The 21,928-nt window shown below is 75.2% G+C and carries 18 protein-coding genes; 10 read left to right on the plus strand and 8 right to left on the minus strand.

What is annotated here, in order from left to right; translation table 11 throughout:
• Window positions 1-37: 37 nt before the first annotated feature.
• Window positions 38-1,462 (minus strand): outer membrane protein assembly factor BamB family protein, encoded by a 1,425-nt coding sequence (locus tag OG989_RS04935; protein ID WP_327029811.1) that lies wholly within the window; start codon window positions 1,460-1,462, stop codon window positions 38-40.
• A gap of 145 nt (window positions 1,463-1,607) precedes the next feature.
• On the minus strand, window positions 1,608-2,096 hold the full coding sequence (locus OG989_RS04940; protein WP_151457783.1) for an Lrp/AsnC family transcriptional regulator: 489 nt from the start codon (window positions 2,094-2,096) through the stop codon (window positions 1,608-1,610).
• Window positions 2,097-2,253: 157 nt separating this feature from the next.
• On the opposite strand from OG989_RS04940, the gene hppD reads away from it, so the two are divergent.
• From hppD to hisC, 4 genes are all read left to right on the plus strand, one after another.
• A complete protein-coding gene (gene hppD, locus OG989_RS04945; protein ID WP_151457782.1) occupies window positions 2,254-3,459 on the plus strand; it encodes a 4-hydroxyphenylpyruvate dioxygenase in 1,206 nt (401 codons plus the stop codon).
• A gap of 113 nt (window positions 3,460-3,572) precedes the next feature.
• The gene (locus tag OG989_RS04950; RefSeq protein ID WP_327029812.1) at window positions 3,573-4,199 is read left to right on the plus strand and encodes an RDD family protein; all 627 of its coding nucleotides are present in this window, start codon (window positions 3,573-3,575) and stop codon (window positions 4,197-4,199) included.
• A gap of 22 nt (window positions 4,200-4,221) precedes the next feature.
• Complete coding sequence (locus OG989_RS04955; RefSeq protein WP_442791907.1) at window positions 4,222-5,289, plus strand: RDD family protein; 1,068 nt, start codon at window positions 4,222-4,224, stop codon at window positions 5,287-5,289.
• Window positions 5,286-6,389 carry a histidinol-phosphate transaminase gene (gene hisC, locus OG989_RS04960; RefSeq protein WP_151454123.1) on the plus strand — a complete coding sequence of 368 codons (1,104 nt, stop codon included), beginning with the start codon at window positions 5,286-5,288 and terminating at the stop codon, window positions 6,387-6,389. Before OG989_RS04955 ends, hisC begins: the two co-directional genes overlap by 4 nt.
• Before the next feature lie 83 nt (window positions 6,390-6,472).
• On the opposite strand, the gene OG989_RS04965 is transcribed toward hisC, so the two are convergent.
• The 6 genes from OG989_RS04965 to OG989_RS04990 all read right to left on the minus strand — a co-directional run bounded on the left by OG989_RS04965 (window position 6,473) and on the right by OG989_RS04990 (window position 11,236).
• The gene (locus tag OG989_RS04965; RefSeq protein WP_327029813.1) at window positions 6,473-6,598 is read right to left on the minus strand and encodes a hypothetical protein; all 126 of its coding nucleotides are present in this window, start codon (window positions 6,596-6,598) and stop codon (window positions 6,473-6,475) included.
• Window positions 6,599-6,651: 53 nt separating this feature from the next.
• The gene (locus OG989_RS04970; protein ID WP_327029814.1) at window positions 6,652-7,932 is read right to left on the minus strand and encodes an outer membrane protein assembly factor BamB family protein; all 1,281 of its coding nucleotides are present in this window, start codon (window positions 7,930-7,932) and stop codon (window positions 6,652-6,654) included.
• A 272-nt stretch (window positions 7,933-8,204) separates the two neighbouring features.
• Window positions 8,205-8,678, minus strand: coding sequence for an SRPBCC family protein (locus OG989_RS04975; protein WP_151454121.1), 474 nt, complete (start codon window positions 8,676-8,678; stop codon window positions 8,205-8,207).
• Window positions 8,679-8,780: 102 nt separating this feature from the next.
• Window positions 8,781-8,990 (minus strand): DUF397 domain-containing protein, encoded by a 210-nt coding sequence (locus OG989_RS04980; RefSeq protein ID WP_132239904.1) that lies wholly within the window; start codon window positions 8,988-8,990, stop codon window positions 8,781-8,783.
• A 177-nt stretch (window positions 8,991-9,167) separates the two neighbouring features.
• On the minus strand, window positions 9,168-10,367 hold the full coding sequence (gene fahA, locus OG989_RS04985; protein ID WP_327029815.1) for a fumarylacetoacetase: 1,200 nt from the start codon (window positions 10,365-10,367) through the stop codon (window positions 9,168-9,170).
• Complete coding sequence (locus tag OG989_RS04990) at window positions 10,364-11,236, minus strand: hypothetical protein (RefSeq protein WP_327029816.1); 873 nt, start codon at window positions 11,234-11,236, stop codon at window positions 10,364-10,366. The genes fahA and OG989_RS04990 overlap by 4 nt, the downstream gene beginning before the upstream one ends.
• Before the next feature lie 95 nt (window positions 11,237-11,331).
• On the opposite strand from OG989_RS04990, the gene OG989_RS04995 reads away from it, so the two are divergent.
• From OG989_RS04995 to OG989_RS05020, 6 genes are all read left to right on the plus strand, one after another.
• Window positions 11,332-12,498: a homogentisate 1,2-dioxygenase gene (locus tag OG989_RS04995; protein ID WP_327029817.1), complete on the plus strand. Its 1,167-nt coding sequence runs from the start codon at window positions 11,332-11,334 to the stop codon at window positions 12,496-12,498.
• Between the two features lie 266 nt (window positions 12,499-12,764).
• A complete protein-coding gene (locus OG989_RS05000) occupies window positions 12,765-13,001 on the plus strand; it encodes a thiopeptide-type bacteriocin (protein ID WP_225852132.1) in 237 nt (78 codons plus the stop codon).
• 110 nt (window positions 13,002-13,111) lie between these two features.
• Window positions 13,112-15,901, plus strand: coding sequence for a lantibiotic dehydratase (locus tag OG989_RS05005; protein WP_327029818.1), 2,790 nt, complete (start codon window positions 13,112-13,114; stop codon window positions 15,899-15,901).
• A gap of 52 nt (window positions 15,902-15,953) precedes the next feature.
• The gene (locus OG989_RS05010; RefSeq protein WP_151454116.1) at window positions 15,954-17,081 is read left to right on the plus strand and encodes a lantibiotic dehydratase C-terminal domain-containing protein; all 1,128 of its coding nucleotides are present in this window, start codon (window positions 15,954-15,956) and stop codon (window positions 17,079-17,081) included.
• 16 nt (window positions 17,082-17,097) lie between these two features.
• Window positions 17,098-20,016: a TOMM precursor leader peptide-binding protein gene (locus OG989_RS05015; RefSeq protein ID WP_327029819.1), complete on the plus strand. Its 2,919-nt coding sequence runs from the start codon at window positions 17,098-17,100 to the stop codon at window positions 20,014-20,016.
• A 13-nt stretch (window positions 20,017-20,029) separates the two neighbouring features.
• Complete coding sequence (locus OG989_RS05020; RefSeq protein WP_327029820.1) at window positions 20,030-21,808, plus strand: thiopeptide-type bacteriocin biosynthesis protein; 1,779 nt, start codon at window positions 20,030-20,032, stop codon at window positions 21,806-21,808.
• Window positions 21,809-21,928 lie beyond the last annotated feature (120 nt).

Genomic DNA, 21,928 nt, shown 5'->3' on the forward strand with positions numbered 1-21,928 from the left:
CAGTCCCACCCGCCGGGTGGGTCCTGGGACGTCGCTCTCACCCGGGGCACAGCTCCCGCTTCGGGCCGCAGCTGTCCTCCGGCCCGGGTACGCCCGCCGTGCCGCCGGGACCGGGTACGCCGCCGTCGCGCGGCGGGACGGGGGCGCCCCGCGCGCCGCCGAAGCGGACGTAGCCGATCTCCCGCCCCTCGCCGATGATCATGCCGCTCGGGCCGACCGCGAGGGCGTTCGCGGAGGTGCGCAGGCTCGCCAGTTCCCGCCCGGTACGCGGGTCCAGCGCCATCAGCCGGGACGGCTTCTCGTCGGCGATCACGGCCGCGTACGGGGTGAGCGCCGCGCCGGCCTTCGGCCCGGTCGGGCGGGTCCACCGGACGCGCCCGGCGCCCAGCTCCCGGCCGACCACCGCGCGCTTGTCGGCCGGCCGGACCAGGGCGTACCGGTCGTCGACCGCGAGCAGCTTCTCCCCGGCGGAGGTGACCAGCAGCAGCCGCCCGTCGTAGCCGTCGAGGACCGCCTCGCGGGCGTCCGGGGCCACCCCGATCAGCACGTTGCGCGCGCCGTGCGGGTCCTCCCGCTGCACGCAGCCGGCGTTGTCGGCGGTTCGCAGGTTGATCCCGGCCCGCTGCCACGTCTCCTGGCCGGTCGCCGCGTCCCGGCCGGAGATGGCGAAGTAGCAGGTGCCGTCCTGGGAGCGGGCGGTGATCCGCAACAGCCGGCCGCCGACCACGGACAGCCGTTCGTCGCGGCCGGGCTCGACGTCCTGGAGCACCCGCCCGGTGGCGGTGTCGAGGACGTGCACCCGGCCGTCGATGGGGAAGCCGAGCAGCGGCGGTACGGGCTCCGGGCCGGCCACCTCGTCGTCGATGCGGACGGCGTCGAGCCGGCGGGTGTCGAGCAGCCCCGGGTTGTCGCCGAGCAGCCCGCTGCGCACCCCGGGCACGAAGGCCGTCCAGAGCGGGGCGGTGCCGCGCGCGTCCCAGGCGCTCACCGTGCAGTCGGTGGCCTCGACGCAGCGGGCGTCGAGCAGCATGTTGCGGTACGTCCAGACGGCCACCGCGTCGCCGTTGCGCCGCCGGGTGGCGCCGGTCGTCGGGTCCAGCACCTCGTAGCCCTTGACCAGCAGCTTGCCCACGACGACGACGGAGTCCCGGTCGCCGCCGGCCACCGCGGCCCAGTCGGCCTTGCGCTCCCACAACTGGGCGCCGGTGGCCAGGCTGCGCGCCTCCACGCGGGTACGCTGCTCGACCACGACGGTCTCGCCGGCGATGGTCACGCTGCGCGGGGTGCCGCCGACGCGCTGCTGCCAGACCACGTCCGGCTCGGAGATGGGCTGGCTCCGGTTCACCCAGTCCCACATCCCGGGGAACGGGTTCCACACTCCGGTCGCGGCGAGCGCGACGACGAGGACGAGCGCGAGCAGCAGCCCGCCACGCCACCCCCCGAGGCCGCCCGCCTTCGCCACACGGACACGGTAGCGACGACCGCCGCGCCGCCGCCGTCCCGCGCCGCCGTGTCGCCGCCCTTTCTCGCGCGCCCCGGGTGCAAGGAAGGGCCCCTTCCTATCGCCTTCTGTAGACGAAGGGGCCCTTCCTTGCACCCTCACCTGCTCAGCGCTGGGCGGCGGAGCGGACCAGGGGGAGGGTGCGGTAGGTGATCTGCTCGGCCAGGGCGATGATCGTCGAGGCGCGGCGGATGCCCTCGTACGAGACGATCTGGTCGATCACCCGCTGGAGGTCCGTGTTCGAGCGGGCCACGATCCGGCAGAGCAGGTCGCTGGAGCCGGTGATGGTGTGCGCCTCCAGCACCTCCGGGATCGCGGCCAGGTGCGCGGCGACCAGGTCGTGCCCGTCCCGCTGGCTGATCTCCAGGGTGACGAAGCTGGTCACCCCGAACCCGATCGCCGCCGGGGAGATCTCCGGCCCGAAGCCCGAGATGACGCCCCGCTCGACGAGCTTGTCCAGCCGGGCCTGCACGGTGCCCCGGGCGACCCCGAGGCGCCGTGAGCACTCCAGCACGCCGATCCGCGGCTCCTCGGCGAGCAGTTCGATCAACCGCGCGTCGAGGGCGTCGAGCTGTACACCCTGACCAGCACTCATGGCATATCACCCTACTGAATGCGCAACCTGACCAGGCATAGGCGCGACAGTTGCCCAGTGCGGCCCTTCCCCGCGATCCTCGCCACAGCACCACCGCACCACGCACATGACCGACGGCGGCGGCCACGGGGCCGACCGGAACTTGAGGGAGACCGCGATGACCCAGGCGATCGACCGACCCCAGGCGTCCGACGACGTCGACGTCGACGTGCTCGTCGGCGCCGTCGACCACGACATCAGCCGCGACCCGTTCCCGGTCAAGGGCCTCGACCACGTGCACTTCCTGGTGGGCAACGCCAAGCAGGCCGCGCACTACTACTCCACCGCGTTCGGCATGACCTGCGTGGCGTACCGGGGCCCCGAGCAGGGCTACCGGGACCACGCCCAGTACGTGCTGACCAGCGGCTCGGCGCGGTTCGTGCTGACCGGCGCGGTCCGCCCGGACGCCGAGGGCGCCGAGCACGTGACCAGGCACAGCGACGGCGTCTCCGACATCGCGCTGGAGGTGCCGGACGTCGACGCCGCGTACGCGCACGCCACCGCGCAGGGCGCCACCGGCCTGACCGAGCCGCACGACGTCAGCGACGAGCACGGCACCGTCCGGATGGCCTCCATCGCCGCGTACGGCGACACCCGGCACACGCTCGTCGACCGCTCCCGCTACACCGGCCCGTTCCTGCCCGGCTTCGTGGCCCGCAAGCCGATCGTGGACCGGCAGCCGATGATCGACGCCGGCCTCCAGCCGAAGCGCTTCTTCCAGGCCGTCGACCACGTGGTCGGCAACGTCGAGCTCGGCCGGATGGACGAGTGGGTCGAGTTCTACAAGCGCGTCATGGGCTTCTCGAACATGGCCGAGTTCATCGGCGACGACATCGCCACCGACTACTCGGCGCTGATGAGCAAGGTCGTCGCGAACGGCACCCGCAAGGTGAAGTTCCCGCTCAACGAGCCGGCGATCGCCCGCAAGAAGTCGCAGATCGACGAGTACCTGGAGTTCTACCAGGGCCCGGGCGCCCAGCACATCGCCGTGGCCACCAACGACATCCTGGCCAGCGTCGACGCCATGCGCGCCGCCGGCGTCGAGTTCCTCGACACCCCGGACTCGTACTACGACGACCCGGAGCTGCGCGCCCGGATCGGCCAGGTGCGGGTGCCGATCGAGGAGCTGAAGGCCCGCAAGATCCTGGTGGACCGGGACGAGGACGGCTACCTGCTCCAGATCTTCACCAAGCCGGTGCAGGACCGCCCGACGGTCTTCTTCGAGCTGATCGAGCGGCACGGCTCGCTCGGCTTCGGCAAGGGCAACTTCAAGGCGCTCTTCGAGGCCATCGAGCGGGAGCAGGAAGCGCGCGGCAACCTGTAACACTGACGAGCGTGACGCAGCCTCCGACGTACCCGACGCCGCCGGCCGGTGGGCCTCCGCCCGCCGCCGGCGGCTTCGCGCCGCCTTCCGGTCCCTCCAGTCAGGGGTACGCGGTGCCACCGCAACACGCCCCGCCGCCCGGTCAGGTCCCGCCCCCGGGCTGGAGGCCGCCGCCCCCGGGCTGGGCTGGGCCGCCCCGTCCGGCCCCGGCGCTCGGGCCGGGCGGCCAGCCGCTCGCCAGCTTCGGAGACCGGCTGCTCGCCGCGCTGATCGACGTCGCGCTGAGCACGGCGGTGGCGATGGTCCTCTTCCTGCCGCCGTTCCTGATCCTGATCTGGAACATGATGGACGACCTGACCCGGACCAACCCGGACGGCACCCTCGCCGATCCCGACCCCGCGTCGTTCCTGACCGACTTCATGTTGCCGATCCTGCTGCTCGAACTGGGCCTGATGGTGGTCATGCTCGGGCTCTACTGGCTCTACCACGTGGAGTACATGAAGCGCACCGGGCAGACGTACGGCAAGCGGGTGATGAAGCTGCGGGTCGTGCCGCTCGACCCGGCCGCCACGCTGGACCGGCGGATCGCCGGCAAGCGGTACGCCGTGCAGTACGTCGCCGCCATGTTCCTGCCCGGCCTCAGCTACCTCGACGGGCTCTGGCAGTTGTGGGACAAGCCCTGGCAGCAGTGCCTCCACGACAAGTTCGCCGGCACCGTCGTCGTTAAGGTGTCTGCGTGAGCGAGCGCAGCGAGGCCAGGCCATGAGTGTCGGACCGGGATGGTACGTCGACCCGGCTGATCCGGAGACCCGACGTTACTGGGACGGCGAGGGCTGGATCGGCGCACCGATCCCCGTCGACGCCACCCCGCCCGAGGGGCCGCCGCCGGCCGAGCCGCCACCCGCACCCGCCCCGACGTCACCCGCGGCCCCGGTGCCCGCGTCGGGCGCCCCCGCCGGCGGGCAACCCCTCCCGGGTCAGCCACACCCCGGGCAGCCACACCTCGGGCAGCCGCAGCCTGGGCAGCCTTACCCCTGGCAGCCGCCGCTGGGGCCGGGCCACCCGCAAGGGCCGGGCCACCCGCAGGGCCCTCCGCCCGGCTGGCCGCCCGGTGGCGGTCCGCCGCCCGGCTGGCCGCCCGGTGGCTGGCCCGGACGGCCGCCGGAGCCGCGCCCGCACGGGCTCCCGCTGGCCGGGTTCGGCGCCCGGCTGGTCGCCCGGCTGATCGACTTCACGGTCGTCTTCGCGCTGAACGCCGTGGTGAACGGCTGGTTCGTCTGGCGGCTGGTCGAGGAGGTCACGCCGTACTGGCGGGAGGTGTTCCGGCGGGCCATGGCGGGCGACAGCTCCACCGACAACCTGCCGCAGCCCAGCGAGCAGGCCGGCGGCCTCCAGGTCGTCATCCTGCTGATCGCCACCGCCCTCTGGCTCGCGTACGAGGTGCCGACGACGGCCTCGGGCGGGCAGACCTTCGGCAAGCGGCTGGTGGGCGTCAAGGTGCTGCCGGTGAGCGCGGACGAGCCGCTCGGCTTCGGCCGGGCGCTGCGCCGGTGGAACACCCTCGGCCTGCCCACCCTGCTCTGGTACTGCTGCGGCCTGGGCCTGCTGCTCCAACTCGTCGACGCGCTCTCCCCGCTCTTCGACCACCCGCTGCGCCAGGCGCTGCACGACAAGCGGGCGCAGACCGTGGTGGTCCAGCTCCCCCGCGGCAACCGCGGCACCACGGGCGAGCGCGGCACGCCGGACGACCGCACCAGCACGCACGAGCCCACCACCACGGACGACCGCACCCCCGACGACCGCACCGACCCCTCGGGAGACACCCCATGACCGACCCCGGACGTCACCAGCCGGAGCTGCGGCTGACCCGCCCCGACCTGGACGCGCTGCCCAACTACGTGCCCGGCCGCAGCCCGGCCGACCTGGCCCGCGAGCTCGGCCTCCCCGAGGCGATCAAGCTGGCCAGCAACGAGGTGCCGTACGGGCCGCTGCCCGGCGTGGTGGAGGCCGTCGCCGGTGCCGCCGCCGGGGTGCACCGCTACCCGGACATGGGCGCGCTCGCGCTGCGCGAGGCGCTGTCCGAGCGGTACGGCGTGCACGTCGACCAGATCGCCACCGGCTGCGGGTCGGTGGCGCTGGCCGAGCACCTCGTCCGGGCCACCTGCCTGCCCGGCGACGAGTTCCTCTACGCGTGGCGCTCCTTCGAGGCGTACCCCATCATCGCGGCGACCAGCGGCGCGACCAGCGTGCGGGTGCCCAACGACGCCGCACACGGGCACGACCTGGCGGCGATGGCGGCGGCGGTGACCGACCGGACCCGGCTGATCGTGGTCTGCAACCCGAACAACCCCACCGGGACGTCGGTGCGCCGGGCGGAGCTGGACCGGTTCCTGGACACGGTCGGCGAGGACGTGCTGGTCGTGATCGACGAGGCGTACCGCGAGTTCGTCACCGACCCGGACGTGCCGGACGGCCTCACCTACCTCGACCGGCCGAACGTGGTCGTGCTGCGCACGCTCTCCAAGGCCTGGGGCCTGGCCGGCCTGCGGATCGGCTTCCTGGTCGCCCAGCCGGCGGTGGCGGCGGCGATCCGCAAGGTCGTGACGCCGTTCTCCAGCAACATGGCCGCGCAGGCGGGCGCGCTCGCCGCGCTGGCCCAGGAGGACGAGGTACGGCGGCGGTGCGCCCTCGTGGTGACCGAGCGCGACCGCGTGACGGAGGCGCTGCGCAAGCTCGTCCCGGACGTGCCGGACAGCCAGGCGAACTTCGTCTGGCTGCCGCTGGGCGACCGGGCGGTGGACTTCGGCAAGGCGTGCGAGGCGCGCGGCGTGATCGTCCGGCCGTTCGCGGGCGACGGGGTCCGGGTCACCATCGGCACCCCGGCCGAGAACGACGCCTTCCTGGCGGCAGCGGAGACCGCGCTGGCCTGAGGCGGGTGCCGGTCCGGTCCGCCATCCCCTTGCGGACCGGACCGGACTCTCAGGCGACCGCCACCGGCCCGGAGCCGCACCCGTCAGGCGGCGGGACGGGTGTCGGCATCTTGGTGGACGACGCCGACCGGGCCGGTCGGCGCGGCGTCGGCCGGCGAAGCGGTGACGAGGATGAGGATCGCGCCCAACAGGGCGACCAAGAAACGCACAAATGAACTCTAAGTAACTTATGTCCGTTTTGTCGAGCAGCCGAGTCGGCGTTTCACGTCGCGGCGAAGACCATCGGCTCCGAGGTCAGGTAGTAACGCTGGTCGTCCGCCGCCGGGTCGACCGGCTTGCGGAGCCGCTCCACGGCCACGAACCCGCCGGCCGCGTACACCGCGCCGGGCACCCAGCCGATCCCGTCCGAGCCCACGTTGAGCGCGAAGAAGGACCGCTGCGCCCCCGTCGCCGGGTCCAGCGTCAGCAGGTCGTTCGTCTCCGTCAGCAGGTGCACCCGGTCGGGCTGGACGGCGAGCAGCCGCGCCTGCGACAGGCCGGGACGGCGCCACAGCTCCGCGCCCGTACGCGCCGAGCGGCCGACCGCCACCCCGTCCACGACCGCCACGGCCGTCCCGCCGACGAGTTCGGCGTCCGGCCGGTCCAGGGCCGGAGCGGCGACCGGTTCCCCGGCGCCGAGCAGCCAGCCCCGGCCCGCGTCGTCGCCCGGCCTCGCCGTCCGCAACCCGGTGCACCCCGTCCGGCCGGTGCCGCAGCCCACCAGGGTCGCCACCAGCTCGTCGCCGGCATCCGGCGGCCGCCAGCGCAGGCCCACCGCCCCGGTCGCGGCGTCGCGGAACTCCACCGTCGCCGGCCCCGCGCAGGAGTCGACGGTGATCAGGTGTCCCGACGCGGTCGTGCCGAGCGCGTCCCGGCACCCGGCGACCGTGTCGCCCGGCGGCAGCGTGACGGTGACGTGCGACCGCCACAGTTCGCGGCCGTCGGCCAGGTCCACGGCACGCGCCCACTCCGCCCCGGCCGCCACCACCACCTGCCGCCCGTCGGGCGCGGGGGCCACGAAGATCCCCTGCGGATCCCAGACCGTCGCCGCGCCGGTGCGCCGGACCGCCTGCTCCCCGACCGGCGCCGGCCCGTCCGCCCGCCAGGCGACCCGGCCCGTCCGCGCGTCCAGCGCCACGAGCCGCCCGTCGGACCAGCGGGTGACCACCGTCGTCCCGCTCGCCACGACCCCGTCGAGCGCCGCCGGCCAGCGGCGGTACGACCAGTACGGGGTCGTCCGGTGCCGGCCGTCGACCGGGCGGTCGGCGTAGACCTGACGGTGGGCCGCATAGACCCGCAGCCGGCCGTCGACGACGAGCGGGGCGACGGGGAGCCGGCCGATCACGCCGGCTGAGGGGGACGCGGCAGCCGGGTACCCGGCCCGCGCGGGCGTGCTGACCTCGGCGGGGGCGAGCACCCGGTAGACCGTCGCCGCGACGGCGACGGTGCCGAGCAGCGCCGCGACCGCCACCGCGATCCGCCGCCGGCCGTTCGGGAACCCCATGCCGCACCTCCGCCCGGCACCCTACCCAGCGGAGCCGGTCAGGGCCCTGTCAGGTCACCGGCGCCCGGGCGCTCCGGCGGTGACCTGCCGGGGGCATCCACGGACCGCCCAGGGCATGCGCCTCGGACCACCCGGCGTGCGCCTCGGGCCGTCCGGCAGGCGCCTCAGGCCGTCCGGCAGGTGCCTGAGGCCGCCCCGCTTCGCCTCGGGCCAGCCCGGCGTGCGCCTCAGGCCGTCGGGCGTGCGCCTCTCGGACCTCCCCGGCGTGCGCCTCAGGCCGCCTCGGTCGCGTTGGTGGCCGCTGCGGCGGCCAGGTCGGCGAGGTCCTGCCGCAGTGCGCGCTCGACCGCCCGGGCCGCCAGCCCGCCGAGCAGCAGCGCGACCACCCGGCTGTACGGGGCGGTCGGCACCGCCTCCTGCTCGACCGTGACCGCGGTGCAGCCCCGGCGACGCCGCTCGACCGGGCGCAGCGCCCAGGTGATCCGGTAGTCCACGCCGGCGCCCCGGGAGCCGAGCACCAACCGTCGGGGCGGCTCGGCCTCGATGACGAGGAACTCCTCGACCAGCGCGGTGCCGTCGGGCTGGGAACGGGTCTCCCGCCACACGGTGCCGGGGCCGAACGGGCCGGGGGTGAGCACCTCCACCGGCCCGGTGAAGCGCCGGGTGCGGGTGGTCAGGTCGGTCAGCAGCCGCCAGAGGTCGACGTCGTGCGCCTCCACGAACTCCGTGACCGCCACCGTCGACATGCCACCTCCCGTGGCCTCGACGGTACGCCGGGTGAGCGCGGATCGGGGCCCCCGGAGCGGATTTTCCACCGCCGGGAGCCCCGATCCGGAGCGATCGACCCGTCAGCGACCGAACTGGCCGGCCCGGATCGCGCCGACGAAGGCCGCCCACCCCGGCGGGCTGACCGCCAGCGTGGGGCCCGCCTGGTCCTTCGAGTCGCGTACGCCCACCACGCCGAGGGCGTCGACCAGGTTGTCCGCCACCTCCACGCAGAGCCCCTGGTCGTTGGAGCGGCTGCTGGTACGCCAGACCGCGCCCGGGAGATCGTTCATCGTCGTCACCTTCCTGTCGTCGGTACGCCAACCGGCGGCCGGGCCGGGACCGGAAGGGGGCGTCCGGCCCGGCCCCGGCGCGGCATGGCGACGGAATCCGCGACGATCAACGCGCAAGCAACGGTCCCCGGTCGCACCAACTGTGCGACCGGGGACCGTCGATGATCGGAAGGTGGGTCAGCGGGCGGCGAGGACCTTCCCGGTCACCTCGCCCAGGGCGATGGTGGTGCCGTCCGGACCGGGCGCGGTGGCGGTGATCGTCACCGTGTCGCCGTCCTCCAGGAAGGTGCGGGTCCCGCCGTCGGCGAACTTCACCGGCTCGCTGCCGCCCCAGGTGAGTTCCAGGAACGAGCCGACCTGTCCCCGTTCCGGCCCGGAGACGGTGCCCGAGGCGTAGAGGTCGCCGGTGCGCAGCGAGGCGCCGTTGACCGTGAGGTGGGCCAACTGCTGGGCCGGCGTCCAGTACATGGTCGCGAACGGCGGCTCGCTGACCCGCTCGCCGTTCCACTCCACCGACAGGCGCAGGTCCAGCCCGAGGTGCGGCACGTCGCGCAGGTAGGCGGCGACCGGCGGGTCCTGGTCGGGGGCGGGGACGAAGGCGTCGCCCAGCGCGTCCAGCGGGGTCACCCAGGCCGCGACCGAGGTGGCGAAGGACTTGCCCAGGAACGGGCCGAGAGGCTGGTACTCCCAGGCCTGGATGTCGCGGGCCGACCAGTCGTTGACCAGCACGACACCGAAGACGTGGTCGGCGAAGTCGTCGACGGAGACCCGATCGCCCAGCGGGCTGGGCACGCCGACCACGAAGCCGACCTCGGCCTCGATGTCGAGGCGTACGGACGGGCCGGTGACCGGGCCCTGCGGGGTGGCCCGCTGCCCGCTCGGCCGCACCACCGGCGTGCCGGAGACGACCACCGTGCCGGCCCGACCGTGGTAGCCGATCGGCAGGTGCTTCCAGTTGGGCAGCAGCGGCGGCTGACCGGGGCGGAATATCTGGCCGACGTTGGACGCGTGGTGCTCGGAGGAGTAGAAGTCGACGTAGTCGGCGACCTCGAACGGCAGCTGCATCCGCACCTCGGCCAGGGGCACCAGCAGCGGCTCCACCGCCGGCCGGTGGGCGGCGTCGGTGAGCAGCTCGGTCACCCGCTGCCGGACGGCCGTCCACTGTGGGCGACCGAGGGCCATGAAGTCGTTGAGGGTGGGCCGACCCAGCGTCCCGGCGGCCAGCACCAGGCCGGCCTCCTCCGCGCCGGCCAGGTCGAGCACGAAGTCGCCGATGCGTACGCCGACGCGCGGCGCGCCCTCCGCGCGGCGGAACACCCCGTACGGGAGGTTGGCGACCCCGTACGACGAACCGTCGGCACCCGTCACCCAGGTCATGCTTGAAAGCCCCCGTTCACCAGCCCCAGCCGGATCAGATCGGTCAGTGGTTCCAGGATGCTGCACGAGCCGAAGCCGATCCACAGCGGGCGCGGGCCGTCCAGCCCGGCCTCGGCGTACTGCACCAGCGGGCGCGGGTCGGTCGCGGTGAGCAGCTCGGCGACCGACTCCACGGTGGCGCCCCCGGCGGCCGCCAGCGTCGCCGCCAGCACGTTGACGAAGCCGTGGTGGGTGAAGCCGGTCTCCGGGTCGAGGTGCCGGACCGCCTGGTGCAGCCCGGCGGTCAGCTTGAACGGCAGGTCCCGGTCCCGGCAGGCGCAGATCACGGCGGCCAGCTCCGCCGGGGTGGGGAACAGCTCGGCGGCCAACCCGCCGGTGCGGAACTTCGCGGCGATCGGCAGGCCGTCGGCGCGGGCGGCGGCGAGCGCGTCCAGCGCCCCCATCAGCCCGAACGTGAGCGGCAGCTCGGCGTAGACGGCGTCGAGGGTGGCTGGACCGGCACCGGCGCGGCAGGCCAGCGCCACCAGCTCGGTCAGGCCGGGCAGCGGGTCCTCGCCACGCTTGGCGACCGCCGCCTCCACCTGGCGCACGCGGACGCGCGGGTCGGCCGTGGCCCGCACCTCGTCGAGCCGGTCGAGGGGCACGTCGCCGATCACCCCGACCGCGATCCGCTCGTCGGCGCCGAGCAGGCCCGCCACCTCGGGCAGCCTCGTGGCCGGGACCAGGAGCGGGCCGACCAGGTCGGCGTACCAGGAGGTGCGGTGCCGCCGGTGCGCGGCGACGGCGTCGGGCAGCGGCGCGCTGCCGGGCGGGAAGACGGCGGCGTCGTCGACGAGGCCGTCGACGAGCGCGGGCACCTGCGTTGACACGAGACAAGAATGTACGGGACGCTACAAGGAACGGACAACAGCGTCCGATTATCGGACGCCGTTGGATCGGTGAACGGGACGAACCGGGAGGCGAGATGCCGTACTACCGCAGCGTCGGCGAGGTGCCGCGCAAGCGCCACACCCAGTTCCGCCAGCCCGACGGCAGCCTCTACGCCGAGGAGCTGATGGGCCAGGAGGGCTTCTCCTCCGACTCGTCCCTGCTCTACCACCGGCACGCGCCGACCGCGATCGTGGCGGCCGAGGAGTTCACCCCGCCGGCGTTCACCCGGGTGCCGAACCTTCCGCTCAAGCCCCGCCACCTGCGCACCCACAAGCTCGACGGCACCGGCGTCGACCCGGTGCTCGGCCGGCAGTACCTGCTCGCCAACGACGACGTGCGCATCGCGTACGTGCTGGCGGACCGGCCGTCCCCGCTGTTCCGCGACGCCACCGGCGACCACTGCCTCTACGTGGAGTCGGGCACCCTGCGGGTCGAGTCCACGTTCGGCGTGCTCGACGCGGTGCCCGGCGACTACGTCGTCATCCCCACCTCGACCATCCACCGGCTGGTGCCCACCGGCGACGCGCCGACCAGGCTGCTCGCCGTCGAGGCGGCGGGGCACATCGGCCCGCCCAAGCGCTACCTCTCCGTGCGGGGCCAGTTCCTGGAGCACTCGCCCTACTGCGAGCGCGACGTCCGGGGGCCGGACGCGCCGCTGCTGGTCGACGGCGAGGACGTGGAGGTGCTGGTCCGGCACCGCCGCGGCTGGACCCGCTACGTCTATGCCCACCACCCGTTCGACGTGGTCGGCTGGGACGGGCACATGTACCCGTGGGCGTTCTCCATCCACGACTTCGAGCCGATCACCGGCCGGATCCACCAGCCGCCGCCCGTGCACCAGACCTTCCAGGGCCCCAACTTCGTGATCTGCTCGTTCGTGCCCCGCAAGGTCGACTACCACCCGGACGCGATCCCGGTGCCGTACAACCACCACAACGTCGACTCCGACGAGATGCTCTTCTACACCGGCGGCAACTACGAGGCCCGGCGCGGCTCCGGCATCGAACAGGGCTCGATCTCGCTGCACCCGTCCGGCTTCACCCACGGCCCGCAGCCGGGCGCCGCCGAGCGTTCCATCGGCGCCGACTTCTTCGACGAACTTGCCGTCATGGTCGACACCTTCCGGCCGCTGGACCTCTGCGACGCCGCGACCGCGTGCGAGGACGACGGCTACGCCTGGACCTGGGCCCGCCGCCCCTAGGCGGACGATTCCGGGTGAGCGGTGCCGCGGTCCGGCAGGGGCGGACCGCGGCACCTTCGTGCGCGCGGGGGCGGGCGGGCGTCGACCGCTCCGGCAGCCGCGTCCGCAGCGCCTCCGGCCTCCCACACATCAGCCGCGGGAGCGCACTTCCTTCTCATCGTCCGTCCACAGCCGTCGTACGGCCATCGGCGACTGGACGCTCGGACGAATAGTTCGTGGGCGGAGCTGACTAACATCTTGCGCACTGTCCATCTTGTCATCGACAAGTGCGCTTGTTCGTCGACGACATCCCCCTGGAACCGGAGTACACGATGCGCGACATGACGGCCACGCTGGCCGACCTCGAAGACCTCAACCTGGCCGACCTGGAGGTGTCCGACCTGCTGGAGGTGCACGCCGTGCGCGACGCGGTGGCCCTGCCGGAGACCGGCGCCTCGGCGAGCACCTCCGCCGTCTGGCAGTGGCTGGGCTACTCGTCCTGCGCCGCCCAGCTTCCCCAGTAGTCGTACCGGACCGGGGCTGACCGGTGGGGCCGGGGGACGCCGACACCGGCGTTTCGCGGCCTCACCGGCTCGACCGGGGTCGGTGCCGACGACCGCGTACGGAGGAGACCGTGACAACCACCCGCCAATCCCCTGCCCCGCCGGTGTCGCCGGCACCGGGCGGCCGAGTCGCGCCGGAGGTCCAGGTCGCCCCGTACGTGCTGATCCGCAGGACGGCGGTCGACCTGCCGGCTGCCGGTCCGGCCGGACGGCACCTGCGTCGCCTCCAGGACCAGCTCGTCGATCGACTGGTCGAGTGCCGGGCCCTCGGCCCCGAACTCACCGAGGAGCTGTACCGGCTCGGTGGTCAGGCCCCGACGGCGTACCGCCGGTCGGTCCTGCTACCGCTGCGGCGGGACGTACACAACGACCGGTCGCCGGCCAGCGACCTGCGCGCCCGGCTCGGCGACCTGCCCGACCGGCTGCCGGCGCTGGGGCGCTGGTTGCGGGCCCGGGCCGAGATCGACCGGCTCACCGGAGCCGTCGAAGCCGGGTCGGCTGCGGCGCTGGCCGAGGAGCGCGTCGCACTCGCCGCCCTGTGCGGCAGCGAGCCGTTCGGCCGGGCGGTCGCGTTGACCAGCCCTGAGCTGTTGGCAGCGGTGCAGCGGACGGCGGCGCGCGGCGGCGAGCCGGACGCCAGGGGTCGCAAGTCCGAACCCACCGTGCTCCGCTACGCGTTGCGCGCCACCACCCGGACCAGCCCGCTCTCCTGGTTCACCATCGTCGGCTGGGCCCCCTGGCCGGATGCGGAAGCCGTCCCCGCCCCGCTGGCGTCCCCGCCCAGCGAGGCGCCGCCGACCCACCTGGACCTCGCGGCGGGCCTGGACGTGACGACGGCGGGGGAACCGGTGGCGGTGACCCGTCCTCCCGCCAGCCTGGTCGCCAGCCTCTTCCTGGCCGGGACCAGCCGCCCGGACGAGATGCTGCGCACCCCGCACCGGCTCGCGCCCGGCACCCGCGTGCAGGACGGGCACGTCGTGTTCTACCGCGAGCACCCGACGACCGGCGCCGACGGCATGCCGGTGATCCGGGAGGAACGGGTCCGGATGCCGCTGCGGCCCGCACTGGCCGCGATCATCCGGGTGCTCCGCGCCGCACCCGACGGACACCCGCCGGCGGCGCTCGTGGCGGCCCTCGGCCGAGGCGCCGCGCGCCCCGCCACGGACGCCGCCGAGGCCGAGCGGCTCGCGCAGCGTCTCGTCACCCAGCTCTGCGACGAACGCCTGCTGATCCCGGTACCGCCGACCACCGAGCACGACCCGGCGGCGCTGGCGGCGATCGCCGACTGGCTCAACGACACCGGTGCCCGCGCCCTCGCCGACCAGGTACGGCACCTCGACAGGGACATCCGGTCGCTGGCGGACGTCGACGCGGCGCGGCGCGGCCAGCTCGTACGTCGGATCGACGCCGGCTGGCACGAGGCCCTGTCGCAGCTCGGGGCCGCCGCGCCGGCCCAGGCGCCCGTCACCGAGGATGTCGTGCTACCCGGGCCGGTACGCCTGACCCGCCGGCCCGCGGACACCGCCGACCTGACCGCGCTGACCAGCCTCGCGCTGCTGTTCGACGAGGACCAGGTGCTGCGCCGGCTCCTGCGACACCGGTTCGTCGAGCGCTACGGTCCCGGGGCCCGCTGTGCCGACCTCGGCCAGTTCTTCGCCGAGATCGGCGCCGGCTTCGACGACCTGCCGACGGTGACCCCGGAGGGGGCCCTGGCGGGCGGTCCGATCGCCCGGGTGCCCGAGCTGGCCCAGCTGGCCACGCTGCGGCAGGAGGTGGTCCGGGCGGTACGCGCCGACGGCGGGAACGACGGCGTGGAGACCGTCATCGGTGCCGACCTGGTGGCCGAGGTGGCCGCGGCACTGCCCCGCTGGCTGCGGGCCCGGCCGGTGTCGTACGCCTTCTTCGGCCAGCACGGCCCGGACGGGTCGCTGCACCTCAACCACGTCTACGGCGGCTGGGGCCGGTTCACCAGCCGCTTCCTGGACCTCTTCGGCGACAGCGGCATGCGCGCCGCGGTGGCCGCCCAGCTCCGCCGGGTGCTGCCCGGCCGGGTGGCCCAGTTCCGGCCGGTGCACGGTTTCAACGCCAACCTGCACCCGCTGCTGCTCGGCGAGGACATCGGCGACGACCAGCGGCTGGGCGGGCTCGACCTCGCCTCGGTCGAACTGGTGCACGACCTGGCCGGCGACCAGATCCGGCTGCGCGATCCGGCCACCGGTGACCTGCTCGACGTGCTGTACCTCGGGTTCCTCTCGCCGCCGGCGCTGCCGGCCCGGGTGGCCGCGCTGCTCGGCGACCTGGGCAGCGGCGAGGTGGGGCTCCGCCACCTGGCCGCGACCCGGACGGTGGCCGGTCCGGGCGGGCAGGCCGTCGTCTCCGACCGGCTCCGCTGTGGCCGCGTCGTCCTCGCCCGCCGGAGCTGGCGCTTCGACGACGAGGCCGAACGGCACCTTCGCGAGCTCGGCTCGCCGTCGGTCGCCGCCGCCGCGGCACTGCGGGCGGGCTGGGACCTGCCCGACCAGGTCTTCCTCAACCAGGGCAGCCGGCGCGACGGGCAGCCGCCCGCACCGGGCCACGCCGCGCAGCACCCCGGCGCCCCGGCCCGGCAGCCGTCGGAACGTCCGTCCGCCCCGCCGCCTCCCCCGGCGATCGCCGGGCTCCGGGAGGCGGTCGCCCGGCCCAAGCCGCAGTTCGTCGACCTGGCCAGCCCGCTGCACCTGCGCTGCGTGCCCCGCTGGCTCGGACGGATCACCGGCCGGCTGGTCGTCGAGGAGGCCCTGCCCCGCCCCGCCGGCCACGACCGGCCGCACCGGGTCACCGAACTGGTCGTCGAGACCTACCTCCCGGCGGCCCCCCGGTGACCGGCCGGGCGCCGGCGTGCGACCGCACCACCGAGCCGAGTGGAGTCCAGCCATGACCGAGCCGAGCACGACCGGACTGACTCCGACCATCGACGTCGTGTGCCACTACCACGAGGAGGCCAAGGCATCGCTGCTGCGCGACGCCGTCCTGCCCGTCGCGGAGCGGTTGCGCGGTGCCGGGCTGGCCGTCCACCTGGAACGGCACTGGTTGCACGGCCCGCACGTGCGCCTGCGGCTACGCGGCCCCGAGGCGCAACGGGCCACGGCCGCCGCCGAGGCCGCCGAACGGTTGCGTGGTCACCTGGCGGTGGCGCCGTCCCGGGCCGGGCTCGACGAGGAGCTGCTGCTGCGCCGGTCCGAGGCGGCCGGCCGGGCGGAACTCGTACCGCCCCCGTACGACCCGATCCACCCGGACAACACGGTGCTGGTGACCGACGGCGACCAGAGTGCGCTGGCCGCGCTGCTGGGCACGCCGGGCGCGGTCGAGTGCCGTGCCGACGTCCTCGCCGCCGGGCTGGCTCCGGTGCGGGTGTCGCTCGACCAGCTCGCCCTCGTCGGGGACGCCCAGGCCGCCCGGGTGGGCGTCGTGGTCACCGCCATGGCCGCGCACGCCGACACCTGGCCGGGACGGCTGCTGTCCGGCTACCACACCTTCCTGTCGCACCTGGAGGACTTCCTCTTCGGCGAGCGCGACGACCTCCTGCGCCCACGCTTCGCCGCCTTCGCCGACCGGGCCGGCGGGAGGTACCACGACCTGGTCCGCCAGGCGTCCACGCCGGACACCACCGAGCCGGTGGCTGCGGCGTGGCGGGCGTGGAGCGCGGCGGCGTGGCGGATCGCCGAGCGGGCGTACGACGCGGGCGCGCTCGACGGGGCGTTCTCCGCCGAGTTCCGGCGGCGTACCACCTCGTTCGACGACGCCACCGCGATCCGGTGGGACCTGAGCCGTCGCGGGGCGAGCGCCTACCACCAGGCGCTGGAGGCGTCGGGCTTCCAACGGATCGCCGCGAGCCGCGAGTTCCAGGTCTACCGGTTCTGCACGAACATGCTCTACCAACTGCTGACGCTCTGCGACGTCGCGCCGCTGGAGCGGTACCTCGGGGCCCACCTGCTCGCCGAGGCCACCCAGGAGATCCACGGCGTGACATGGCAGGACGCCCTCACCGCCCGCACCGGGTGACCCGGGTGGAGGCGACGTGGGTGAGGTGACCCTGCGACCGGGCACCCTGGTCCGGGCGGTCGAGGGCGGGCTCCTCGTGAGCGGCTGGCGGGCCAGCTCGGTGGTGACCTGCCCGCCGGTCGCCGGCGAGCTGTGGCAACGGCTGGAGCCCTCCCTCCGCCGGGGGCTCGACCCGGCGACCGCCACCCTGGGACTGCCCGACCGGACCGCCAGGGCGGTGGGCTGGCTGCTCGGTCTCCTCGCCGAGCACGACGTCCTGGTCGACGTCCGGGTGCCGCTGGACGGCCATCCGTTGGCGGCCTGGCTGGCGGGACTCGCGCAGGATCCGGCCGACGCGTTGGACGCGGTGTCGCGGTGCGCGGTGGCGGTCACCGGCGAGGGCGACCTTCCACCGGCCGTACGGGCGGCACTGACCGCCTCCGGGCTCTCCACCGCGCCTGGAGAGGCTCTCCGTGCCCTGCGGGAGGTGCCCGGGGACGGCGGCGGCGCGGACCTGGTCGTGTGGGTCCGGACGGAGGACCCCGGCGAGCGTCGGGAGCCGCCCGTTCCCCCGTGGCCGGAGGCGGCACCGCGACAGCCCGGCTCCCTGCGGCCCGCGGTGCTGCCGGTGACGATCCGGCCGGACGGCGCACTGATCGGCCCGCTGGCCCCGGCCGGTCACCCGGCCGCCGCCGGCCAGGCCGTCGCAGGCCAGACCGCCCCAGGCCAGACCGCCGCAGCCACGGACGCCGGTCCGGCCGGGTCGGCGACCGACCACCGGCTGCTGCCGTTCCTCGTGGCACACGAGGTGGTACGCGTGCTGGCCGGGCTCGCCGACGGCACGGCGCTGTCACTGCGCGGCGGGGTCGTCCAGCGCGTCGGCGAGCCGACCGACCCACAGCCCTGGCCGCCGGCCGCTCGGACCGAGGCGCTTGCCGCGCGGACCGGGGCACCCGCCACGCGGACCGGGGCGCCCGCCGGTGACGCGGCGCTCGCCGGTGACGGGGCGCCGGGCACCGGACCGACGGCGGGAGCGGTGCCGGCCCGCCCACCGGTCGGCCTCGACACCGCGTCCCTCGGTTCGGGCGCAGCGGAGGACGGCCCGGTGCGGGTCGTCGGGGACGACGACCGCCTGGTCCGGGCGATCGCCGTCAGCGCCTCGACCGTACGGCGGACGGATCGGCCCGTGGTGGTGGGCGTCGCGGCGGACTGGCCGGTGGCCCGGCACCTGGCCGAGCAGCGGGCCGCCCACGCGGCCGGCAGGGCGTACCTGCCGGTGCGGGCGCGCGGGACGGCGATCGAGGTCGGCCCGTTGAGCAACCCCGGTGCCGGCGGCTGCCTGCGGTGCGCCGACGCCCGGCGGGAGGCCGTCCTCGGCGCCGGCAGCACCGCCACGCTGCTCGCCGGCGGCCGGTCGCTGCCGCTGCCGCCGTACTGGCACGGGCTGGTCGGCGAGCTGGTCGCCGGCCAGCTCGCCGACCACGCCGATCCGCGCGTGGCCAGCGTGCTGGCGGTGCGCGACGGCGCGATCAGTCGGCACCTGATCAGGGCGGTGCCGGACTGTCCGGACTGCCCCGCCCTGCCACCCGACTCGGCCGGGGCCGCCACGATCGCCCTGCGCCCCCGCCGGCAGCCCGCACCCGACCGCCTGCGGGTCCGTCCGGGACCGCCGGACCTGGCGGTGCTCCGCGCCGAACTGGTCGATCCCCGCTACGGGCCGGTGACGCACGTCCACACCGACCGGCAGGGCCCGCTCGCGCTGGCGGCGGCCGAGATGCCCGTCCCCGGCCGCTCCGGTCGGGTCGGTGGATACGGGCGCGCGGCGGACCAACCGACCGCGCAGGTGCTGGCCCTGCTGGAGGCGGTCGAACGGGAGGCCGGCCGCTGCCCGCAGGCCCGCCGGACGACCACGCTGGGCAGTTACCGGGAACTCGCCGCCGACGCCGTCGCTCCCGCCCGGCTGGGCCTGCCGGAGCCCGAGGCGGTCCGCCACCCCGGGTACCGGCTGGACCCCTTCACCCCGGACACGGTGACGTCCTGGGTGTGGGCGTACGACCTGGCGGGTGATCGGCCCGTCCTCGTGCCGGAGCACGCCGCCTACTACGGGGTGGACCGTGCCGGGGCCGCCCGGTTCCTCTACGAGTCCTCCAGCGGCTGCGCCGTCGGTGGCTGCCTGGAGGAGGCGATCCTGCACGCCTGCCTGGAGACGATCGAGCGGGACGCCTTCCTGCTCACCTGGTACGCCGGCCGTACGCCGCCGGCTCTGGCGCTGCCGCCCGACGTCGATCCGCTGACCCGGCACCTCGCGGACCGGATCGCGGCGGAGGGCTACCGGTTGCACCTGCTCGACATCACCAGCGACGTCGGGATACCGGCCGTCTGGGCCCTCGCCGTCACCGACCGACCCGACCGGGGCGCGACCTTCTCCGCCGCCGGGGCGCATCCCGATCCCCGCCGGGCCGCCGCGGCGGCGGTCCTGGAGGTCGGCGTGAACGTGACCGTCGCGCCGAAGGTGGCCCGCCCGCCGCGGGACCGACTGCTCGCCATGCTCGCCGATGCCGACCTGGTCGGGGATCTGGGGGACCACGCCGCGCTGCACCTGCTGCCGCAGGCCCTGCCCCGGTTCGACTTCGCGCTGCGGGAGGCCGCCGCCGGCCCGGCGCGACCGTTCGACGAGCACTTCGCCGGCTGGCGCGAGCGGTGGCTGCACCCCGACCTGACCGAGGTGCTGCGCAGGGTCGTCGACGCGATGGCCGCCGCCGGAACGCCGCCGCTGGCGGTGGACCAGACCGGGCCGGGCGAACGACGCCTCGGCCTGGCCGCCGTGAAGGTCCTCGCGCCCGGGGCCGTGCCGATGACCTTCGGGCACCTCAACCGGCGGGTCGACCTGCCGCGCCTGCGGCAGGCCCGGCTCGCCGCCCCCGACCACCTGATCCTGCCCCACCCGTTCCCCTGAAGGAGAGCCGAGCATGGCTCGCTGGTCCGCCCTGCACGTCCACCTGCACGCCGGCTCCGAGTGCACCGAGACGGTGCTGCGGGAGCACATCGTGCCGACCACGACGGACCTGCTCGCCCGGGGCGAGATCTCCTCCTGGTTCTTCGTCCGGTACTGGGAGGGCGGCCCGCACCTGCGCTGGCGGGTCGCCGACGCGACGCCGGAGACGGTACGGCGGATGCGCGCCGGGCTGGTCGAAGCGGTGGCCGCGCTGCCGCCACCGGCCCGGGAACTGCGCCCGGCGGACTGGTACGCCCAGTTCGGAGTGCACACCTCCGCCCAGTCCGACGACACCGACCAACCCGACGGGACCGACCGGCCCGACCGGCCGGGCGTGGGGCAAGAGACCGGCGATGGGCCGGAGCTGGGCTGGCAGCCGCACGGCACGGTGGTCGAACAGCCGTACCGGCCGGAGGTCGACCGGTACGGCGGCCCGGACGCGATCGACGCGGCCGAGGAACTCTTCGCCGCGTCCAGCCGGGTCGCCGCGGCTGTGCTCGGCGCGCCACCCGCCCGCCGCCGGTCGACGGCCGTGGACCTGCTGTTCGGGTTCCTCACCGCCAGCGGCCTCACCGGGCACGAGGCGGTCCGGTTCCTGCGCGGCTACGCCAACGGGTGGACGCTGGTGCCCGAGGCGAACGGTCAGGACCTCGGCCTGGCCCTGATCGCGGCGGAACGCGACTTCCACGCCGACGCGTCCGTCTACCCGGCCCGGCAGCGGCTCATCGCCGACATCGTCACGCGCGGCAGGGGCGCCGCCACCTCCGTGAACTACTGGGCGGACGAGGTCGCCGCCTACGTCGAGCGGCTACGGGCGCTCGACGGGCAGGGCCGGCTGCACGGCACGGTGCCCGGCATCCTCGCGTCGCAGCTGCACATGCTGCACAACCGCCTCGGACTGAGCATCCCGGCCGAGTGCCACCTCGCCTGGCTGGCGTCGCTGGCGTACGGCGCACCGGCCGCAGCGCCGGACTTCCACGCCGACGGGATCGACGCCCCGGACCGCGCGTACCACCAGGGGTCGAAGTTCGTCCGTACGCGGTGGCCGAGCCAGCGTCCCCGTACCGTCGAGCCCGCACCGGGTCGCCCCCTCCCGTCCGACGCCGTGACCCTGGCACTGCCCGAGCCGACGCCGGGCGCGCTCGCCGACACCACGCTCGCCACGGTGTTGCTGGAGCGCCGCACCCGGTACGACTTCGGCCGAGCGGAGACCGGCGTGGCGGACCTGGGCCGGCTGCTGCGCTATGCGGCGGGTGACACCGCGCCAGCGGCCGACGGTCAGCGACGACTGGCGTACCCGACGCCGGGCGCCCTGGCGACCACCCGGCTGCTGGTGCTTCCCCGCCGGATCGCCTCGGTGCGGGCGGCACTCTACGAGTACCTGCCGGAGCGGCACGCCCTCCGGCGGGTGGCAGCCGATCCGGGCACCGACCGGCTGTCCCGGGTCGCCCCGCAGTTCGCGCCCACCGGTCCCGACGTCGTCCCCGGCGCCGACGGGCTCGACGTCGAGACGGTGCCGCTCTGGCTGTTCGTGGTCGCGGACCTGCGCCGGGCCCGGGCCCGGTACGGGCTGCGCGGCTACCGGTTCTCCGCCATGGAGACCGGCCACCTCGCCCAGAACCTGCTGCTCGCCGCGACGGCCCTCGGGCTCTCCGCCGCCCCGCTCGGCGGATTCTTCGACGACGAGCTCAACCACCTGCTGCTGCTCGACGGGCTGGACGCCAGCGCCCTCTACGCCCTCGCCCTCGGCTGAGGGCGGGTCCTGCGGGCCAGCCGACGGACCGGGCGGTCCCCGTCAGGCCAGCCGACGGATCAGGTGGTGCCGACGGATCAGGTGGCCCCGACCGGCCAGCCGACGGATCGGGTGGTGCCG

Origin of the sequence: Micromonospora sp. NBC_01740 (genome assembly GCF_035920365.1) — a bacterium.
Lineage (GTDB): Bacteria > Actinomycetota > Actinomycetes > Mycobacteriales > Micromonosporaceae > Micromonospora > Micromonospora reichwaldensis.